Source organism: Tardibacter chloracetimidivorans (assembly GCF_001890385.1).
Taxonomy (GTDB): Bacteria; Pseudomonadota; Alphaproteobacteria; order Sphingomonadales; family Sphingomonadaceae; genus Tardibacter; species Tardibacter chloracetimidivorans.
This window is the reverse complement of the sequence record NZ_CP018222.1, coordinates 39,170-57,119: the sequence shown is the minus strand read 5'-3', so window position 1 is coordinate 57,119 and position 17,950 is coordinate 39,170. Positions and strand designations below refer to the sequence as shown.

The following is a 17,950-nucleotide window of genomic DNA, read 5'->3' as shown; positions in this document are numbered from 1 at the left end:
ACGGTTCGGTTTGTGGTGGCTCGAAGCAACCCTAATCGCGACGTGAAACTGATTCATGCGATGAATCAGTTGGCCCGGTTTGATTCGAAAAAGTCGCCAGACTTGCCTCACCGGGGCCGATAGAATCCGGGGATGGATTGCAGCTTCCCAGACCCGTTCATTCCCATCGAGCTGATTGCGCTCGATCCTGCCCGCAATATTCGGCGCCGCTATGAAATCGTCGTGACCTGCGACCTGTTCGGCTCCTACATCGTTGAGACGAGTTGGGGGCGCATCGGCGCGCGCGGGCGGACCAAGCGGCTGTCCTTTCCGGACCGCCCCAGCGCCGAGCGGCATGTCACCGCGACATTGCGTCGACGTGGAACGGCGAGGAAGCGGATCGGTGTGCCCTATCTCCTCTCGCCCTCCTGCAATCGACCCGCAGCGTGCGACCCGCACCATGCCGCCAGCCTTGTCGCATATTGCGAGTAGCTTCGCGAAAGACCTTCGCGGTTGTAAAACAATAGACATTATGTTTTACAGTTCCATTGTCCTCGTGGTCGCCGGGGTGCTTGATCCTTGAGCATGTCGGCAGCGATCGGGCGAAACGCGGGCCGCTACCGAACTGGCTCACACCACGCGGCAATCCCGAACGACCAAGGAGCTGCATCCATGTCTTTCAACGGGCTTTTTTGCTGATGGAAGATCGCTCCGCCCCGGCTCAGACGTGCAAGGAAACAACCACCCCGCCGAGGCCGGGGCTACGGTTTCCGTGTGCCACGGACCCTCCGTTTCTTTCCTTGCACGCGCCGAAGCTGCCGCGACGCCCATTTCCATCATCAACCCGAAGAAAGGAAATGAAGATGCGTAACCTTGCAAAGTTCGAGATCATCGGCCGCATCGGTGAGATCAAGGCCGGTAACGGTGTAGTCCACCTGAAGATCGCTGCCAACTATCCCTACAAGGATGAGAACACCGGCGAATGGGCCGATGACACCTATTGGAACCGCGTCGCGATCTTCCGCGAAGGCACCCGCAACTATATCGCGGACAAGGCCAAGGTCGGCGACCTGGTGCGGGTCGAAGGCCGGCTGCGGGACAGCAGCTACGAGAAGGGTGACGAGACGGTTTACACCGTCGACCGCATCGTCGACCAGTTCGGCATCCTCGCTCACGCGGCCGAACGCGCCGACTGATAGCGCTGGGGCGGGGCCGCAAGGCCCGCCCCTCTTTCATGTTCGTTCACGTCCGAACGGCCACGGTTTCCACCCTCAAAGCTGCCTTGCGTGTTTCTGTCATGTGGACAAGCCCGAAGGCGAACGCGCTCCCCAATAGCGCCGTAGAGAGCCTTCGGGCTTCGGAGGTCCGGGTTACGCGATCGAAGGGGGAAGTCTCCCCCTGAGTTCGAGCCGCTTCGCCGTCTCGCCCTACCCCCTCTGCGGGGGGACGCGTCCCCCCGCAACGCCCCCCTGCCCGCTTCCACGTCGCCCAACTCGCCGGCACGACCCATGCCGCCTGGTCGACGCCGCGGCCGATCAATGACGCCGCCCAGGGCGGCGAGATCCTTGTGTCTGTCGGGGAAAGGGGCGCGCGGCCCCCTCTCCCCAGCAACGATAATCAGCCGGACCGAGGCTCGCTGCGCTGCGCCCGCACCACCCCGGCAGATTTTCGCTGCCCCCTCTCCTCCTGCATAACTTCGGCGGGCCATGGCCGAGCCGTTTTCCGAAGCGCCGATCATTCGCCCGCGATGCAGCCGATGATCGTGATGGTCGCCGATAGATCGGCCGCGCTGTTTGCAGGGATTCCGGGGCCTGTTCCTGCCCCCTGGCGCAAGGGCCAAGCCGTCTCGGTCGCAGGCTCCCTCGCTTGGTGATCGCGGGGGTGTCCCCGCCCTTCCGCGCTGCGCTTGTGCAGGGCGGGTGATCCCCCTCCCCCGCAATCAGCCCTCATTGCGCCATTCCCCGACCCGCTTCGCCAGCAGGCAGAAGCCGATGACGCCAGCGCCTTCGGCTTCATCTTTAGGAAGGGAAACAAGCACATGGCACGGAAATCAGTCCGCAGCGCACAAGCCAATCGGATCGACGTTTACGAAGAGGTCACAGCCAGCATTATCGCTCTGTTGGAGGAAGGCACCCGCCCTTGGTCGCCATCTTGGGCATCGGGGGCGGCGACCCTTCCCATGCGGCACGAAGGGACTCCCTACCGGGGAATCAATATCCTCCTGCTTTGGTCCGCAGCGATGGGGCACGGATACGCCAATCCCTTTTGGATGACCTACCGGCAAGCGCGCGAGTTGGGCGGTCAGGTCCGCAAGGGCGAGAAGGGCAGTCTTGTCGTTCATGCCGGAACCTTCACCCCGAAGGATAACGAGGCCGAGCAGCATCAGAGCGACGATGACGGCGAGGATCGAACCCGCCGCTATCTGAAACGCTATGTCGTGTTCAATGGTGCGCCGTAACGGCGGAAGTACAAAGGAGCTCTACCATGAGTAGATGATCTTGCTGGCTATAGATCATGCCCACTGGACTAACCTCGGCTAGCAATAGCTGAAATCCTGAAAGGGACGGGGAAAAGTAGCATGTTCAGAAAAGGTCCGGAAGCGCCAAAGCCATCTGCGGCGTCATGGATCAGGGCAAGACGTGTATGGTGAAAGCTATACTGCCTGAACCCCAGTTTGCAGCGGCTAACAACGTGAGCGGTGTCGCAGGATGGTTGACGCGGCACATCGGAGAAATGGAGGAAAGGGCGTTGAGTTCCTCCCGAGCAAGCGGTCATGCCGCGAGCCTGCCAGCTTCTCCGGCGCACCCTCTGTAGGGAGGGGCAAGTGAACGAACGGGGCACCTAACCACGTCGGAACTCCGACTTCCGTAATTGCGGGATCGCCTAAACAGGACGGCTTGCCGGACCTGCATGGCGACGGAGCCGCCATAGTACTCAAATGCCCGGCGTAATGGCCGGGACAGTCTCCACTCTGATGGGGAACGAGCGCGGCCATAAGTGCGGGGCAACCCATGCGAAAAGCCTCAACGCTCGGGGGAAGGGCGGCAGCGACTGCGATCAGACAACCTCACGAGGAGGTGTGCTAATGCTGCCAGATACCATCGAGAGGGCCGTCAGATCACTCCCGACCATCATCAGGTCGGGTCGGCGGGTCAATGGACTCTTCCGCCTCATGAAAAGCCCGCTCCTTTGGGAGCATGCCTATCAGCAGATCGCGCCCAACAAGGGTGCGATGACGCCGGGCGTTGACGGCAAGACACTCGACGGCTTTTCGCCCGAGATGGTCAGGTCGATCATCGACCGGTTGGCGGACGGAAGCTATCGGCCCAAGCCGGTACGTCGGGTGTATATCCCGAAAGCCAACGGCAAGAAACGGCCGCTTGGCGTGCCGACCACGGAGGACAAGCTCGTCCAGGAAGTGGTGCGGACGCTCCTTGAGCAAATCTATGAACCGCTGTTCTCGCAGCACTCGCATGGGTTTAGGAAAGGGCGCTCGTGCCATACGGCGTTGGAATCCATCCGCGCCAAATGGACGGGGGTGAAGTGGCTGATCGACGTCGACGTTGTTGGATTCTTCGACAATATCGACCATGATGTTCTGATCGGCCTGCTGGAAAAGCGGATCGCGGATCGTCGCTTCATGCGTCTGATCCGAGGCTTGCTCAAGGCGGGCTATATCGAGGACTGGGTCTATCATCGGACCTACAGCGGCACACCTCAGGGCGGTGTCGTCTCGCCGATGCTGGCGAATATCTACCTCCATGAGCTTGATATGTTCATTGAGGCCCGGATAGTCAGCTTCACCAAGGGCGACAAACGCGGATACACGAATGATTATCGTCGTATCCGCAACCGCATCTCTTACCTTCGTCGGAATGTGGATGCGCTGCGAGCCCAAGGGTTTGCGGACTTCCCGAAGATCACCTCCATGCTGGAGGAGATCGGTCGGCTCAAGGCAGAACGGGCAACCGTTCCGGCCAGCGACGCCCTCGATCCCAACTATAGGAGACTGCGATACTGCCGCTATGCCGATGACTTCCTCATCGGTGTGACCGGCAGCAAAGCGGAGGCACGCCAGTTGATGGATGAGGTCAGGGTCTTCCTGACCGACACCCTGAAGCTGGAAATGTCCGCCGAGAAAAGCGGAATCCGAAAAGCCACGGACGGGGCGCGGTTCTTAGGATACGAGGTCTGCACCAGCACCAACCGTAATCCGCACAAGGCGATCTTCGATGGTCGTCCGACCTTGCGGCGCGGCTTGGCTGACCGGCTGCGGCTTCGCGTTCCGAGGGATCGGGTTGTCCGGTTCGTCAACGACAAGGGCTGGGGCGACTATGAAGCCTTCCGCCCGCGTGGTCGGCCCGCGCTGCGCTTCGCAAGCGACGTGGAGATCGTCCTTGCCTACAATGCCGAATGGCGCGGCTTTGCGAACTATTATGCCCTAGCTGACGACGTGAAGCGCAAGCTGAACAAAGGGGGTTACTTCGCCCTGTTCTCCTGCGTCAAAACCATCGCCGCCAAGCATAGGACATCGGCTCGCAGCGTCTTCGCCAGACTGCGGCGTGGGATGGAATTCTTCATCCGCTTCGAAGTGGGAAATGAACCCCGCGCGATCAAGTTGTGGCAGCTGAAGGATCTGCGACGACATGTACGAACGTGGGGCGGGATCGATAATCCCCGCTCAGCTCAGTTCGTGTTTAGCAGGACAGAGTTGGTCGAACGGCTCAATGCTCGCCAGTGCGAGCGGTGTGGTCGGGAAGACCTTCCCTGTGAAATCCATCACGTCCGCCGGGTCGCGGAGATGCAATATGCCGGACTGTCTCGCCACATGCGAGCAGCCCGGCAGCGCAAGCGCGTAGTCCTATGCGTCGCTTGCCATCATAGCATCCACGCCGGTCAACCAACCGACCGCCAACGGCGGATAGCACGCAGTCGTGGAGAGCCGGATGCGCTGAAAGGTGCACGTCCGGTTCGGAGGGGGGCCGAGCAATGTTCTCTCTGAGACTTTGCCGGCCTACCCTACTCGAGCAAATCGACGGCTTGGACATGGCGAAATATCCGGTCCCGGTTGTCGAGATCAAGAACCGCGACGAGCGCGACCCGGACCTTGACGCCGCCTTTGCCCGCTACCCGGTTCCCTATAGCGAAGGGGGATCGAGCGCGTTCTATCGGCAGTCCGAAGATCGCATCCAGATGCCCGCCTTTGGCGATTTCGTGAGCGGCAACGCCTTCTATGCGACCCTTGCCCACGAAGGAATCCATAGCACCGGGCATCCCGACCGCTTGGACCGCGACAGCCTTCGCGACTACGGCAAAAGCAAGGAAATCCGGGCTTTCGAGGAACTGATTGCCTTATCTGGACAGTCTGCGCCGTCCGCAACATTGCAGTAAGGTCGGCGATGGACGCCCACGGTAGGCAGTAATCAGGCTGGCCGTAGCGCTGACCCAAGAGCTGGCGGAGGCCAGCCTGATTACTGCCGGGCCATAGAGCGCATCGGTGTGAGGTCAGCTTCCGGGTGGGGGGTCCGGGGGGAGGGTTTCGGGCCGGTGTCGATCATTACTGTTTGCGAGCGCCGCGAGGCCAAGGGTCTCGATGCGCATGTGCCGCTGATCCTGCGCGGTGACGCGCTCTATGATCCCGATCTGGATCGCTTCTTTCTCGACCTGCCGCTGTCGGGGGTCCGCTCGCGGCACTCGCTTCGCGCCTACGCCTATGATGTTGCGGTCTGGCTCCGCTTTCTCGATGCCTGCGGCAAGACCGTGTGGGCTGCGACCCGCGACGATGTCGATGCCTATCATCGTGAGCGACGCCGCGACGAGGCCGATCACCGGATCACGGCGGCAAGCTGGAACCGGGCTGTCGCCAGCCTCGATCGCCTCTACCGCTGGGGCGAGCAGCAAGGGCTGATCGCCGACGCGCCGTTTAGCCGCCGCGCCGTGTGGCGACCGGCGCAAGGTGGCCGTCGTGGCATGATCGCGGCGCGCAACGACGCCTATGAACGTGTTGCCAGGCGGTCGGATGTGCGGTTCGTCACGATGGACGACTACCACATTTTCCGCGAGGTCGGCCTGCGCGGCCTCACCCCGGACGGCACCGAGCGCCCCGGCGCTCGCGATCGCAACGGGCTGCGCAACGCTCTGTTCGCCGACCTTCTCGTCACCACTGGCCTGCGTCTTGAAGAGGCGTCGGGCCTGCTCGCCGATGAGCTTGCGGCCATCGATCACGACCACGATCAGGCTCAGCAGCTTTGGCTGCGCCTGCCGCCGCCGCTCACCAAGGGCGACCGGGGACGCAGTGTGCTGGTCCCGCGTCGGCTGCTGCGTCAGATCGCCGCCTATGTCGCCGTCGAACGCGCCGCAGGCGTGACCAAGTTCGCCGCGCGGGACGGCGCGGCCAAGCTCGAACGACCGATCCCTGTCACCCGCGCCGGTCTCGACCGCATGCGCGATGTCTGCACCCCAGAGGAACGATGCCGCCTGATCCTGTGCGACGAGGATGGACCACCCCACGAGCCGGCGGCGCTATGGCTGACCGAGGTAGGGCAGCCTGTTCGCCCCAACTCGTGGGAGGTGATCTTCACCCGTGCCTGCAAGCGGTGCGAGGAGAACGGTTTCCCGCTGTCGATCAGTCCCCACCAGCTTCGTCACACCTTCGCAGTCCATATGCTCGCCTTGCTGATCCAGCAGCGGCGGCGCGAAGCGGCATTGCCGGCGGGGCCGGTGGAGAGCTACCGGCTGATCCTGGGCGACCCGCTGCAACAGGTGCAACGTCTGCTCGGCCACGCGAGCCTCACCACCACCTATATCTACCTCGATCATATCGCGACGCGCGCCGATACAGTGGACGCGGCCGTCGAGGAGCTGCTCGCGCTGCTGCCGGGACCGCAGGGCGCATGAGCGGGCATCCCCGCAAGGGCCGGCCTGTCGCTTTCGCGCCGATCACGCCGGAGTCCGTGCAGCCCGATCCTGTGCTCGGCCTCAAGTTCACGATCGAGGCACGGCATGGCGGAACGGTCCTGATCGATATGACTGGGCTCGTTCCTCGCCCACTCGCCATCGCCTTCGCGGGCGCGCTACGTCGGTCAGCGGCGCTCGGCGGCCCCATCGGTGCGGCCAGCGTCATCAAGCAGTATGTAAATGCCTACCGCCTGTTCTTCGCCTGGCTTGGCGATGACGCGCTGAACGTGGCTGGCGTCAGCGACCTGCGCGCAGTCCATATCGATGGGTTCGCCTCCGCGCTCGAACAGCGCGGGATGGGCGCGATCCACCGGCACATAACGGTCGGCAAGATCATCAACACATTGCGCGCGATCGAGGCAGACCGGCCCGATCGGATCGCGTCCGACCTGCATGAGCGGCTGCGCTACACGCTGGCCACATCGGCGGGCCGCTCGACCCCGCGCGATGCTTATAGCCCCTTCGTCGCCCGCGCGTTGCGCGACGCCGCGAGGACCGATGTCGAAGCGATGTTCCGCCGTCTCGGCGCCGACGACCGGACCGATGAGGGCGACCCGGTCATCGCCAGCGCGCGCGCCGATGTCGAAGCGATCATCGCGCGGCAGGGCTTTATCGTCGCAGACCAGCCCGCGCTGAAGAGCCTCTATTTCATGCGCATGCGGCGCGCATTGCCGATCAGCACGCTCATCGACGACCTGCATGGCCGCCATCACCTGCTTGCGCGCGATCTGCCGGCGCTGCTCGTGTTGCTCACGCTCGATACCGGCCTCGAGCCCGAGTGCCTGAAGACGCTGACCGTGGATTGTCTCACCAACCCCCATGCCGGCACGGTGGAACTGCGCTATCTCAAGCGCCGCGCTCGCGGCGCCGAGCATAAGAGCATGCACGTCCGCGACGGCGGTGGTGGCACGCCTGGCGGTCTTATTCGTCGCCTGATCGAGGTCACGGCGACTGCCCGCACGCATCTAAACGACGATCGTATTTGGGTTTATCACAACGCTGGCGGCCTGCGGGCAGGTATCCGCCACCCGACGGAACGGATCGATGCCTGGGTGGCGCAGAACGATATTGTCGATGACGACGGCAAGCCGCTCCACCTGCTGCTCTCCCGGCTCCGCAAGACCCACAAGGCGTTATGGTACACCAAGACCGAGGGGCATATAGCCCGCTTCGCGGTCGGCCACTCGCGCGAGGTAGCGGCGCGCCACTATGCTGATCTGCCGTCGCTCCGGCCCCTGCACGAGACGGCCGTCGCCGACGCCTTCCGCGCAGCGGTCGCCGCCGCGATGCCGACCGTGCTTCCGCCCACCGCCGAGCAGGCGTTGCGCAAAGCGCCCGATCAGGCCGAGCCGCTGATGCCGCTGGCTACCGTGGGTCCGTTGCTCGACGGCGAACAGGATGTCTGGCTCGCCGCCTGCGCGGGCTTCCATAACAGTCCCTTCGCCGAGGCCGGTTCGCCCTGTGCGCAGCCCTTCTGGGGCTGCCTTGATTGCCCTAACGCCGTCATCACCGCGCGCAAGCTCCCCGCGATCCTGGCTTTCCTCGTCTTCGTCGAAGAACAGCGGCTGAGCCTGCCCGCGACCGACTGGGCGGCCAAGTTCGGCCGCGTCCATGCCCGCATCACCGCCCAGGTCGTGCCGGCCTTCTCCGATGCCGTCATCGCCGATGCGCGCCGGCAGATGGAGAGCGAGCGGCTTTATCTGCCGCCGGAGGCACGCGCATGACCATACCCGCCCATGCCCAAGAGCCTGCCTTCGACGATCGCCCCGTGCTGGCGAGCGCGCCGCTCAAGGAGGGCCACGCCCGCGAGGAGCTGTCTCGCGTCGGCGACCCGAGCTGGGATCTCGGTCTCGCCGTATTCCGCGAGAACGCCCGGCGCTGCCACGTCACCGTGCATTTCGACGTGCTCGAACATGCCGATGTGCAGGCGGCGATGCGCGCCTATCTCTACGCCCGTCTCAACGTCGATCTTCCCGGCTACCGCCCGAAGCTGCCGCCGGCGAGCATTCGCCAGGCATTCAACCGTGCCCGCCGGTTCTTCGCTTTCGCCCGTGAGCGGCTCGGACGGCTCGACGTTTCCCGTATCGATCAGGCGTTGGTCGATGCCTATGCCCGGCACCTTCGTGCCGATCCGGCCCGGCGACCCGTCATCGTCGGCCACCTCCTCGAAGTGATCTCCGATCTCTATCACTATCGTGACCACCTCGCTGGCGGAGGCCTTGCATTCGAGCCCTGGGCCGGACAGGCGCCCGCCCGCGTCGCGGGCTACCGGCATGTCCGGGAGAACCGCACGCCGCGGTTCCCGGAAGAGGTCATCGCCGCGCTGCTCGCATGGTCGTTGCGCTACGTCACCGTCTTCGCTGACGACATTCTCGCAGCCCGTCGCGAGCTTGATCGGCTCGAAGCGCGCCGGGATCGTCTCGTCGCCGCCGACTCCGGCCTCCCGGACGCTGATCGCCGGCAACGTCGCCGCACCCGCCTGAAGGCCTATTTCGGTCGCCGACGCCGCGAGGGGCGCGGCGCACCGATCTGGGGCACCGCTCATAACGGCAAGCTGCGCGTCGACCCCAACACCGGCGCCGTGACCCCACCGATCAACGCCCATCTCCTGCATCTCCATGCCGGGATCGACGTGCAGGCCGAGCCAGGCGCGCATCTCCTGCTGACCGGCGGTGAAGCGAGGTTGATCGACGCAGTGGCGGCCGAACTGGGGGTAGAGGTCGGCGGCATGGACACGCCGATCTCGATCGATCCCGAGAGCGGTCGGCCATGGCGCGAGCACTTCGACGCGAAGACTCTCGCACACGAGGAACGGATGCTCCAGGCCGCCGCCTATATCGTGTGCGCCTACCTGACCGGCATGCGCGACTGCGAGGTGCAGGCGATGCGGCGCGGGTGTCTCTCTATCGCGCGCAGTGAGGACGGCCTGATCGAGCGGCATCGCATCCGATCGACCATCTACAAGCGCCGGGCGGCCGTGGGCGAGGCGGCGAGCTGGGTGACGATAGAGCCGGTCGCCGATGCGATCACGGTGCTCGAACGCCTGTCGGCAGGACCGGCGCGCGCCAGCGGCAGCGATACGCTCTGGCCGGTGCTGCGCGCGAGCGCCGTCTCCAAGACGCATCTGTCGAGCGAGGTGGTCCGTCAGCTCAACACCTTCCGCGATCACCTCAACACCGCCTTCGGCAGCCCCGATATGCCGGTCATCCCGCCCGGTCCCGATGGCAAGCCGTGGCGCATCACGACGCGGCAGTTCCGGCGCACGATCGCGTGGCACATCGCCAACCGTCCGTTCGGCACCATCGCCGGCATGATCCAGTACAAGCACGCCTCGGTCGCCGCGTTCGAAGGCTATGCCGGGACCAGCGCATCGGGGTTTCGCGCTGAGGTCGAGGCGCAGTGCCGGCTCGGTCAGACTGATGACCTGCTGGACTATTTCGACCGGCGTCAGGGCGGCGCATCGCTTGGCGGGCCGGCGGGACCGCGTATCGGGCGGACGCTCGACGATGCCGCCGTTCAGCTCGGGCCATTGCCCGCCATGATCGCCGATCGCGCCCGCCTGCGCGTCATGCTCGCCAGCGTCGCGCGCACCTTCCATGTCGGCCCGCTCGCGGATTGCTTCTTCGATCCCGCGACCGCGCTCTGCCTCAAGCGCGTGACGACCCCCGATCCCGCGCAGCCACTCACCGCCCTGTGCGAGCCGACCCGCTGTCCCAACGCCTGCATCACCGCCCGCCACAGGCCGGCCTGGGAACGCGCGGCGGCCGATGTCAGGGCGCATCTACGCGAACGGCGCATCTCCGATCTCCAGCGTCAAGCTCTCCAGCGCGAGCTCGATCGCCTGACCGCGGTGATTGCCGGGATCGATCCTCCCGCGCCGTAGACCACCCCGGCTGTTGGCGGAGTCCTGCGCCGGTCGGCGCGCCCGCGCAACGGCTTCGCCGTCCTTCGCTTCGCTGCGGCCCTGACGGGTGCGCGAGCCCCCCTGTGCCCGGCGCGAACGGGCCTCCGCCGCCGGGGATGGTCCCCGCCGCGAGAACGGAGAACAGATCATGTCAGCCTCACCACGTGTCGACGTCTACGCGCGCATCACGCAAGCGATCGTCAACGCCATCGAAGCCGGCACCGGCACCTGGCGCATGCCGTGGCATCATTCCGGCGCCGACGTCACCCGCCCGACCAACGTCGCCAGCGGCAAGCCCTATCGCGGCATAAATACGGTCTCGCTCTGGGCGGCCGCCTATGGCAGCGGCTATGCGAGCGGGGTCTGGGGCACCTATCGCCAGTGGCAGGCGCTCGGCGCGCAGGTCCGCAAGGGCGAGCACGCCAGCCTCGGCGTCCTCTGGAAGGAGTTTCGCGCGAAGGGTGACGAAGCCAGCGACGATGATGGCGACCACCGACGGCTTTTCGCCAAGGCGTTCAGCCTGTTCAACGCCGATCAGATCGATGGCTATGCGCCCGAACCGGGGCCGGTCCTGCCCGAGAGCGAACGCCTCGCCGCCGCCGAAGCCTTCATCGCCGCGCTCGGCATCGATACCGTCTACGGCTCGGCCAGCGCCTATTATCACATCGCCGAAGACCGCATCCACATGCCGGATTTCAGCGCCTTCCACGACGCCCACGGCTTCTACGCCACCCATATTCACGAGGCAGCTCATGCCAGTGGCGCAGCCCATCGGCTCGACCGGGATTTCAGCACCAAGTGGACCAAGCACGCGCTCGCCATGGAGGAAGCGACCGCCGAGCTGACCGCATCGTTCCTGCTCGCCGATCTCGGGATCGCGCACGAACCGCGACCCGATCACGCGGCCTACATCGCCTCCTGGCTGCAACTGCTCAAGGACGAGCCCCGGGCGATCTTCACCGCGGCGAGCAAGGCGCAGGCGGCGGCCGACTGGATGCACACCCGGCAGCCATGATCCAGCAGCAACCAACGCTGAGCGGCCGATCCCTCGCGGGCTCGGCCGCTTCGTCGCGCATGGCGATGCGCGGGCTTCGCCCGCTCACCAACGGACGCCGCTGGCGCGGCGGCGCTGATTTTTCGGGCCTCCCTCGATGCGGGTCTGGTCGGCGCTCCCTGCTAGGCCCGCCACGGCGCGCCGCAAGCCCGGCTTCGCCGAGCCGGGTGCGGCCCGCCGCTTGCGCGGGCCTCTCCGGTCGTTCTCGCCGCCCGCCCCCGCATCGGGGGAGCCATGGGGTTCTGGGCAGTGCTGGAGGCACCGATGGTTTTTATTTCCAACCGCCATTTTTGGCTGGACTGTCAGGATATATCGCCGAGATTGGCGCAGCGATGCTTTGCGCGCAGCTAGGCATGAAACCGACCGAGCGCGAGGATCACGCCGCCTATATTGCCGATTGGCTCAAGGCGCTTCGGGGCGACAAGCGCGCCATCTTCCGCGCCGCCGCCGCCGCGCAGGCCGCGAGCGAATTGATCCTCTCCCACATGACCGATGAACCCGCGCGGCAGGCCGCTTGACCGATCAGGGGCGGTGCGCAGCCGCACCGCCATTTATCGAAAGGACCGAGCCATGACCACGAACGAGCAACTGCGTTTGCAAACCGGATATGATTATCTGGCCGCGAGCCTCACCAGTGGCCCCGATGCGTATCAATATCGCGCGTTACTGCGCGTCTATCTCGACCATTACGACATGGACACCACCAGCGACGACACGACCGCCGACAGGATCGAGCGGCTTTCCTCTTTTCTTCGCATATTGGCCGCTGCTGCCGTCGCGGAAGGGGCCGCGACATGAGCGGCGACACAGACGAACGCGGCCGAACGGTGACAGGCTACAACCCGAGGATCGCCACCGTGTCGGAAGCGGAATTTGCCGAGCTTATGACACTCGCGCGCGAGCAGCCGCGCCTAACACCCGATGGGCAATGGCGTCACGATTATCATGCCGCCATGATCGCCAGACGCACTATAGGCGTGCAGCCCGATCTATTCGGCGCGAGGGCGGTGACACACATGCACCGGACGAAGCCGGGGCCGGTCATCGACTGGCAACCGGAGCCTATTGACGAGAAGCTGGCCCGGATCGCGCGCGATCCCCATGCAGCATTCGGCATCGGCCGCCCCGCGCTAAGCGACGAAGAAAAGGCGGCGATGCTCCGTTCAGCGGCAAACTGGCTGCGACTTGGCCAGCGCGTTCGCCTCATAGGAGCGTCAGCGTCCATCGACGGCCAATTCGAGCGCAGAGCGGGCCGCGTCGGCGTGGTCTGGCGCATATCCCGAACCATCACCGATTATGTCCATATCTATCTTGATCCGGTAGGGGCCGAGCGCGCCGAGAAGATCGTTTTCGTCGAGCTACGCGACGTCGAGCCGATCGAGAATGAACAATGAAGGCCCCCCGCCCCGGCATAGGCGACAACGGGGGACCGCCGCTGGACGATCCGGCGCCGCAGACGCCGCCCCCGGCCTATGCACCCCGCCCCTATGATGCTGCCTGTAGCCGCTGCCTTCATTGGAAACCGCCCACCGAGCGGGAGGAATTCGACTATCGGGCATGGAAGGGCGGCTATGGTCGCCGGGTCAAGGAACCGAGCGGCTATTGCCATCATATCCGCCATCGTCCGGGCGGCCCTGTCGCCAGCGGCGGCACGATGGGCCGCAGCTTCTGCTACAATTTCGAGCGCAAGCCCGACCCCGAACCGGAGCGGGGCCGCGCTTTCGTCACCATCTGGCAGGGTGACAAGATTGCATGGCAAGGCCGGGAAGGCGAGGAACCCGCCGAGTTCCGGCAAGGCGAGCTGGACCTGTAGCGGTTGCCGGATCGGCGCACCGATCCGGCGGGGTTCTTGACCGGGATCATTCGCCGGCGATGCCGCCAATGATCGCAATGGCCGCCGATAGATCGGCCGCGCTGTTTGCAGGGATTCCGGGGCCTGTTCCTGCCCCCTGGCGCAAGGGCCAAGCCGTCTCGGTCGCAGGCTCCCTCGCTTGGTGATCGCGGGGGTGTCCCCGCCCTTCCGCGCTGCGCTTGTGCAGGGCGGGTGATCCCCCTCCCCCGCAATCAGCCCTCATTGCGCCATTCCCCGACCCGGCTCGCCGCTCAGGCAGAAGTCGATGGCAGCCATCGCCTTCGGCTCCAATTTGGAAGGAAAGCCAGTGAAATACCGAATTGTCCATATGATCGGCAAGGCCGTCAGCGTCACCGAATTTGACGCCGCCACGCCGGACGAGGCCATCAGCGCCGCCGCCGCGAAGGGTTACGCCTTTACCTATTTCAACAGCAATCGCAGTCAGCGCGAACAACTGATCGGACAGCCGAAGTTCAAGGGGGTGCTGGGGCCGATGTGGGACGTGGATGCCATCCGCTACGAGGATCAGGCCGCATATCGGGAGTTCAGCCAATGAGCGCCGATATCCCCATCGCCACCATTCTTCGCATCAACGCCGAGCGGACCGTGCCTATCGAGCGCTATGAAGCAGACGGGGCGTTTGATCGCTTTGGCTATCTTCGCGATCTAGCCGAGGACCATGGCGCGGACCTTGCCGCCGTGATCGAGATTGCCGACCTGCTAGGCCCGGAAGAGGACTTTGACGGCCTTGTAACTACCATCGAGGACGCCGCCGAAGGATTTGGCTTTGGCGCTTCCCTATTCGCAGGGGACGGCGCGGCCGATGAAGCGCAGCCGGGCGAGAGGGGGTGACCGATGGCCCGCCATTGCGTCCGCCCGCCCCGCTATGTCCCCGTTCCCAAGCTGATCGGCCAGCAACTGGACTTGTTCGGCGGGCCGACCGTCACCCATGAAGCGGAGCGCAAACCGCTCCCCAAAACATGGGGTCGCCAGCTTCTCGCCTATCATCTTGCCGACCACTTCGCGGATTTGGAGGATGATCGGTGACAGACGCGATATATCTGGTCAGTTGCGTGGCGCAGAAAGCCGCGACCCGTCGGCGCGCGGCTGATCTTTATCAGTCCGATTGGTTCGGGAAAGCCCGCGCCTACGTCGAAAGCACTGGTTCCCGCTGGTTCATCCTGTCGGCGGAGCATGGCCTGTTGCATCCCGATACCCTTGTCGATCCTTATGATAGGGCGCTCGCTACGATGAGCGCGCTCGACCGCCGCCAATGGGGTGCGCGCGTTATCGCCCAGCTAGACGAACTTCTAGGTTTCCATTTCCGGGGCGAGATCGTTTTTCTGGCGGGGAGGCATTACCGCGCGCCCTTGCTTGGCTATGCTGCCGCCCGCGCCCGCGTTCCGATGGCCGGATTGGGAATCGGCCAGCAAAAGGCTTGGCTCGCGGCGCAGCTCGCCGCGAGCCGGGGAAAGTGACGCCGCCCAGGGCGGCGAGATTCTTGTGCGCCGGGGAGAGGGGCCGCGCGCCCCTCTCCCCCACAATGACAATCAGCCCGGCCGAGGCTCGCTGCGCTGCGCCCGCACCACCCTGGCAGATTGTCACTGCCCCCCTCACCCCGGCATTTCCCCGCATGGATCGGTCTCGTTTCGTGGGGCGGCGGTCATTCGCCGGCGACGCCGCCAATGATCGCAATGGCCGCCGATAGATCGGCCGCGCTGTTTGCAGGGATTCCGGGGCCTGTTCCTGCCCCCTGGCGCAAGGGCCAAGCCGTCTCGGTCGCAGGCTCCCTCGCTTGGTGATCGTGGGGGTGTCCCCGCCCTTCCGCGCTGCGCTTGTGCAGGGCGGGTGATCCCCCTCCCCCGCGATCAGCCCTCATTGCGCCATTCCCCGACCCGGCTCGCCGCTCAGGCAGAAGTCGATGGCAGCCATCGCCTTCGGCTCCATCTTAAGAAGGGAACTGGAATGTTGAACCACGCCAATATCGAATCCAGCGGCTTCAAGGCCGGTGAATATGTCGGTTACACGATGGCCGGGAAAACCTCCTATCTTATGCGGATCAGGCGGGGCGGGCGAGGCTGGGAAACCTACTATCATGAGCCGCTGGCCAAAGCGGCGGGTGGCTGTTTCACCTATGTAACCGCGCGGACGCTCAAGGAGATGTCCGGCAAGCTGGACGCTATAGCGCGTCGCTATGAGGATGGTGACAGCTTTCCCGCAGGGGGGGCGTGACCATGCCGACCCTCGTTGAAACCCGCGAACAGCACCGGGAACGGATCACGCGGGAACTTGCCGAACTGGAGCGCTTTTGCGCGCGACGCGACGATTTTCTGGCGCGGATCGACTGGCGGGCCATGACAAGCGCCGACCGCGAGCAGGTTGAGGATTTCGACCTCGATCTTGCCATGTGCGCGCATGAGCTTGGCTGCGAGATGGCATCCATCTGGCGCGGCGACCACGGCATCTTCTGACTTCCTGACAGGAACGAGCATCATGGAAAACATCGAAATGCGTTGCCCTCACTGCGGGAGCGCCAGCATTCTTAAGGACGCAGCGGCCGCATGGGACGCCGAGGCGCAGGAGTGGACCCTTGTATCGGTTCACGATCACGAGACTTGCGAGGATTGCGAGCGGAGCGGCGACTATATGGCCGAGCGGCGCACCTTCGAGACGGGGATGGAGGACGCGCCATGACCAACGATCAGGAGCTTTTTGCCGCGATCCGCGCCTTGCCGCATATGGCGATCACCAAGGCGGACGGAGAATATCGGATCACATACCGCCTCGCGTCTATCGCTCTTGCCGATCAGCGTCAGCATAGTGCCGACTGGCACCGGATCACGCCGAGCGGGTGGCCTAGTGTGGCCTACTATACGAACGACAGGGCCAATGTCCTTGGCACCGCCAAATCGCTTTCCGCGCAGATGGTGCGCCTTCTGGACCGTGTGACCAGCAAGGAGGCGGGGCGATGACCGAAGCAATCAAAGACGAGCTGGGCGAACAGATCGTCGCGGCGGGCTTTGCGCCGAACCACGCCATTCTGGACATAAACCGTTCGTTCGACGTGCCCCGTGACTTCGCGCTTGCCGCGCCTTGGAATCTGCCCTCGCGCATGTTCCGCTTCCCTATCGAGGTTTGCCCGCCCGATGGCGACCAGCCTCGCAGGATCGGGCTTCGCCATCCCCTGCTGGCCGAACATCCCTATGTGCGGCGCGTAGAAGCGGCGCTGGGCTTCGAGATCGACCGCAACGGCGCTCCCAACCGCTTCGGTTATACTACCGCTCCCACGGCGCGCTGGTGGCACGCCGTCGACCTTATCAGCGCAGGCAAATGGCGCGAATTGCTCGAAACGCAGGATTTCACCGAACCCGGCTGCATCATGCGGGCCGTCGCCTACGGGTGCCGCTATTCCGACCATGAGGACAAGAAGGCCGCCGGTCTTATCAACACGGCGGAGGCGCGAGCGATCATGCGCGAAATGGGCGCGACCGAACCCGCCGACCGGAGCGCGATCACTCGTGCATTCAGGCAGCCCACGATTTGCCGACAGGACAATGGCAGCGAGCATTGGCCGATCAATTCCGGCCCCGACTGTGCCGAGGATTTGGCATGGGGCTTCATCATCGGCGTCGAGGACGGATGGTTCAGTCGCGACCGTTCCGGCTACCTCCAATGGTCCCAGCTAGGCCGTGACCGCTATGCGGCGGGTGATAGCGTCAGCTTCACCGAAAGCAGCGGACAGGCTGCTTTCGCCTTCTAGGCATCCAATGCGTTTCAGGGAGCCTTTGCCTTCTGATCGCGATGCGCCATGATGCAGGCCAAGAGGTGCGAGATGAACGAAACCGGCAATATCCCTCATTCCGAAGCGCAGGCGGCGCTTGATCGCCTGTTGACCGTGGCTTTGTCAGACACGGGACAGTCACGCATCACCGCGAATTTCCTGCTGGCATGGTGGAACGCGTCGGATTGGGGTGGTTTCGATATAGCCGACCTATTCAGCGTGGACCGCGCGATCGCGGCGGACATGACGACCCTGTTCGCGTTTCTCGGTCAGCAGGGCGTCGCGACCTATGCCGATGCCTTTGGCCGCAGGGCGGAGATCGTGAAACTCATCCGGTTATGGCGGCGGGCCGATGTGGAGACGGCCGAGGCGTAAGGGCGACGCGCCAGCGCCCCCACCTTGGCGGGGGCGCTCCTCACCGCC

Annotated in this window: 23 protein-coding genes; all 23 read left to right on the top strand. The window is 64.7% G+C overall.

The genetic code is table 11. The features are described from left to right. Positions 1–132: 132 nt before the first annotated feature. The 23 genes from BSL82_RS17910 (at position 133) to BSL82_RS17805 (ending at position 17,902) form a co-directional block, all read left to right on the top strand. Positions 133–471 (top strand): WGR domain-containing protein, encoded by a 339-nt coding sequence (locus BSL82_RS17910; RefSeq protein ID WP_083579368.1) that lies wholly within the window; start codon positions 133–135, stop codon positions 469–471. A 371-nt stretch (positions 472–842) separates the two neighbouring features. Next, positions 843–1,175 (top strand): single-stranded DNA-binding protein, encoded by a 333-nt coding sequence (locus tag BSL82_RS17905; protein WP_072598934.1) that lies wholly within the window; start codon positions 843–845, stop codon positions 1,173–1,175. Positions 1,176–2,017: 842 nt separating this feature from the next. After that, positions 2,018–2,437, top strand: coding sequence for an ArdC-like ssDNA-binding domain-containing protein (locus tag BSL82_RS17900; protein ID WP_083579367.1), 420 nt, complete (start codon positions 2,018–2,020; stop codon positions 2,435–2,437). Between the two features lie 714 nt (positions 2,438–3,151). Then, the gene (locus tag BSL82_RS17895; protein WP_072598793.1) at positions 3,152–4,981 is read left to right on the top strand and encodes a reverse transcriptase/maturase family protein; all 1,830 of its coding nucleotides are present in this window, start codon (positions 3,152–3,154) and stop codon (positions 4,979–4,981) included. Positions 4,982–5,025: 44 nt separating this feature from the next. Next, positions 5,026–5,370, top strand: coding sequence for a zincin-like metallopeptidase domain-containing protein (locus BSL82_RS17890; RefSeq protein WP_226998728.1), 345 nt, complete (start codon positions 5,026–5,028; stop codon positions 5,368–5,370). A 156-nt stretch (positions 5,371–5,526) separates the two neighbouring features. Then, positions 5,527–6,876, top strand: coding sequence for a tyrosine-type recombinase/integrase (locus BSL82_RS17885; protein WP_062061010.1), 1,350 nt, complete (start codon positions 5,527–5,529; stop codon positions 6,874–6,876). Further along, a complete protein-coding gene (locus tag BSL82_RS17880) occupies positions 6,873–8,660 on the top strand; it encodes a hypothetical protein (RefSeq protein WP_072597918.1) in 1,788 nt (595 codons plus the stop codon). The genes BSL82_RS17885 and BSL82_RS17880 overlap by 4 nt, the downstream gene beginning before the upstream one ends. Beyond that, complete coding sequence (locus tag BSL82_RS17875; RefSeq protein WP_072597917.1) at positions 8,657–10,819, top strand: integrase; 2,163 nt, start codon at positions 8,657–8,659, stop codon at positions 10,817–10,819. The genes BSL82_RS17880 and BSL82_RS17875 overlap by 4 nt, the downstream gene beginning before the upstream one ends. 169 nt (positions 10,820–10,988) lie before the next feature. Further along, positions 10,989–11,855 carry an ArdC family protein gene (locus tag BSL82_RS17870; RefSeq protein WP_072595456.1) on the top strand — a complete coding sequence of 289 codons (867 nt, stop codon included), beginning with the start codon at positions 10,989–10,991 and terminating at the stop codon, positions 11,853–11,855. Continuing rightward, positions 11,852–12,412, top strand: a complete 561-nt coding sequence (locus BSL82_RS21580; RefSeq protein WP_335743915.1) for a zincin-like metallopeptidase domain-containing protein — start codon at positions 11,852–11,854, stop codon at positions 12,410–12,412. The genes BSL82_RS17870 and BSL82_RS21580 overlap by 4 nt, the downstream gene beginning before the upstream one ends. 52 nt (positions 12,413–12,464) lie before the next feature. Then, positions 12,465–12,692, top strand: a complete 228-nt coding sequence (locus tag BSL82_RS17860) for a hypothetical protein (RefSeq protein ID WP_158011114.1) — start codon at positions 12,465–12,467, stop codon at positions 12,690–12,692. Continuing rightward, positions 12,689–13,288 carry a hypothetical protein gene (locus BSL82_RS17855; RefSeq protein WP_072598932.1) on the top strand — a complete coding sequence of 200 codons (600 nt, stop codon included), beginning with the start codon at positions 12,689–12,691 and terminating at the stop codon, positions 13,286–13,288. The genes BSL82_RS17860 and BSL82_RS17855 overlap by 4 nt, the downstream gene beginning before the upstream one ends. Then, positions 13,285–13,707, top strand: coding sequence for a hypothetical protein (locus tag BSL82_RS17850; protein WP_072598931.1), 423 nt, complete (start codon positions 13,285–13,287; stop codon positions 13,705–13,707). Before BSL82_RS17855 ends, BSL82_RS17850 begins: the two co-directional genes overlap by 4 nt. Positions 13,708–14,011: 304 nt before the next feature. After that, entirely contained in the window at positions 14,012–14,302 is a 291-nt protein-coding gene (locus BSL82_RS17845; RefSeq protein WP_226998737.1) for a hypothetical protein, read from the top strand. Continuing rightward, a complete protein-coding gene (locus BSL82_RS17840; protein WP_072598930.1) occupies positions 14,299–14,598 on the top strand; it encodes a hypothetical protein in 300 nt (99 codons plus the stop codon). The genes BSL82_RS17845 and BSL82_RS17840 overlap by 4 nt, the downstream gene beginning before the upstream one ends. Before the next feature lie 3 nt (positions 14,599–14,601). Beyond that, positions 14,602–14,793, top strand: a complete 192-nt coding sequence (locus BSL82_RS21210) for a hypothetical protein (protein WP_083579366.1) — start codon at positions 14,602–14,604, stop codon at positions 14,791–14,793. Continuing rightward, positions 14,790–15,224, top strand: a complete 435-nt coding sequence (locus BSL82_RS17835; RefSeq protein ID WP_083579365.1) for a DUF6884 domain-containing protein — start codon at positions 14,790–14,792, stop codon at positions 15,222–15,224. Before BSL82_RS21210 ends, BSL82_RS17835 begins: the two co-directional genes overlap by 4 nt. Before the next feature lie 487 nt (positions 15,225–15,711). Next, positions 15,712–15,978, top strand: coding sequence for a hypothetical protein (locus BSL82_RS17830; RefSeq protein WP_072598929.1), 267 nt, complete (start codon positions 15,712–15,714; stop codon positions 15,976–15,978). Beyond that, complete coding sequence (locus BSL82_RS17825) at positions 15,975–16,217, top strand: hypothetical protein (RefSeq protein WP_188084358.1); 243 nt, start codon at positions 15,975–15,977, stop codon at positions 16,215–16,217. The genes BSL82_RS17830 and BSL82_RS17825 overlap by 4 nt, the downstream gene beginning before the upstream one ends. 22 nt (positions 16,218–16,239) lie before the next feature. Then, positions 16,240–16,440, top strand: a complete 201-nt coding sequence (locus BSL82_RS17820) for a hypothetical protein (protein ID WP_072598927.1) — start codon at positions 16,240–16,242, stop codon at positions 16,438–16,440. Then, positions 16,437–16,718, top strand: a complete 282-nt coding sequence (locus BSL82_RS17815; protein WP_072598926.1) for a hypothetical protein — start codon at positions 16,437–16,439, stop codon at positions 16,716–16,718. The genes BSL82_RS17820 and BSL82_RS17815 overlap by 4 nt, the downstream gene beginning before the upstream one ends. After that, complete coding sequence (locus BSL82_RS17810) at positions 16,715–17,506, top strand: hypothetical protein (RefSeq protein ID WP_072598925.1); 792 nt, start codon at positions 16,715–16,717, stop codon at positions 17,504–17,506. The genes BSL82_RS17815 and BSL82_RS17810 overlap by 4 nt, the downstream gene beginning before the upstream one ends. A gap of 51 nt (positions 17,507–17,557) precedes the next feature. Further along, the gene (locus BSL82_RS17805) at positions 17,558–17,902 is read left to right on the top strand and encodes a DUF7673 family protein (protein ID WP_226998738.1); all 345 of its coding nucleotides are present in this window, start codon (positions 17,558–17,560) and stop codon (positions 17,900–17,902) included. Positions 17,903–17,950 lie beyond the last annotated feature (48 nt).

What these genes read in the sequence shown, in the direction of transcription:
- BSL82_RS17910 (WP_083579368.1), top strand. Translation starts at nt 133, where the DNA reads ATGGATTGCAGCTTCCCAGACCCGTTCATTCCCATCGAGCTGATTGCG.
- BSL82_RS17905 (WP_072598934.1), top strand. Translation starts at nt 843, where the DNA reads ATGCGTAACCTTGCAAAGTTCGAGATCATCGGCCGCATCGGTGAGATC.
- BSL82_RS17900 (WP_083579367.1), top strand. Translation starts at nt 2,018, where the DNA reads ATGGCACGGAAATCAGTCCGCAGCGCACAAGCCAATCGGATCGACGTT.
- BSL82_RS17895 (WP_072598793.1), top strand. Translation starts at nt 3,152, where the DNA reads ATGAAAAGCCCGCTCCTTTGGGAGCATGCCTATCAGCAGATCGCGCCC.
- BSL82_RS17890 (WP_226998728.1), top strand. Translation starts at nt 5,026, where the DNA reads ATGGCGAAATATCCGGTCCCGGTTGTCGAGATCAAGAACCGCGACGAG.
- BSL82_RS17880 (WP_072597918.1), top strand. Translation starts at nt 6,873, where the DNA reads ATGAGCGGGCATCCCCGCAAGGGCCGGCCTGTCGCTTTCGCGCCGATC.
- BSL82_RS17875 (WP_072597917.1), top strand. Translation starts at nt 8,657, where the DNA reads ATGACCATACCCGCCCATGCCCAAGAGCCTGCCTTCGACGATCGCCCC.
- BSL82_RS17870 (WP_072595456.1), top strand. Translation starts at nt 10,989, where the DNA reads ATGTCAGCCTCACCACGTGTCGACGTCTACGCGCGCATCACGCAAGCG.
- BSL82_RS21580 (WP_335743915.1), top strand. Translation starts at nt 11,852, where the DNA reads ATGATCCAGCAGCAACCAACGCTGAGCGGCCGATCCCTCGCGGGCTCG.
- BSL82_RS17860 (WP_158011114.1), top strand. Translation starts at nt 12,465, where the DNA reads ATGACCACGAACGAGCAACTGCGTTTGCAAACCGGATATGATTATCTG.
- BSL82_RS17855 (WP_072598932.1), top strand. Translation starts at nt 12,689, where the DNA reads ATGAGCGGCGACACAGACGAACGCGGCCGAACGGTGACAGGCTACAAC.
- BSL82_RS17850 (WP_072598931.1), top strand. Translation starts at nt 13,285, where the DNA reads ATGAAGGCCCCCCGCCCCGGCATAGGCGACAACGGGGGACCGCCGCTG.
- BSL82_RS17845 (WP_226998737.1), top strand. Translation starts at nt 14,012, where the DNA reads ATGGCAGCCATCGCCTTCGGCTCCAATTTGGAAGGAAAGCCAGTGAAA.
- BSL82_RS17840 (WP_072598930.1), top strand. Translation starts at nt 14,299, where the DNA reads ATGAGCGCCGATATCCCCATCGCCACCATTCTTCGCATCAACGCCGAG.
- BSL82_RS21210 (WP_083579366.1), top strand. Translation starts at nt 14,602, where the DNA reads ATGGCCCGCCATTGCGTCCGCCCGCCCCGCTATGTCCCCGTTCCCAAG.
- BSL82_RS17830 (WP_072598929.1), top strand. Translation starts at nt 15,712, where the DNA reads ATGTTGAACCACGCCAATATCGAATCCAGCGGCTTCAAGGCCGGTGAA.
- BSL82_RS17820 (WP_072598927.1), top strand. Translation starts at nt 16,240, where the DNA reads ATGGAAAACATCGAAATGCGTTGCCCTCACTGCGGGAGCGCCAGCATT.
- BSL82_RS17815 (WP_072598926.1), top strand. Translation starts at nt 16,437, where the DNA reads ATGACCAACGATCAGGAGCTTTTTGCCGCGATCCGCGCCTTGCCGCAT.
- BSL82_RS17810 (WP_072598925.1), top strand. Translation starts at nt 16,715, where the DNA reads ATGACCGAAGCAATCAAAGACGAGCTGGGCGAACAGATCGTCGCGGCG.
- BSL82_RS17805 (WP_226998738.1), top strand. Translation starts at nt 17,558, where the DNA reads ATGCAGGCCAAGAGGTGCGAGATGAACGAAACCGGCAATATCCCTCAT.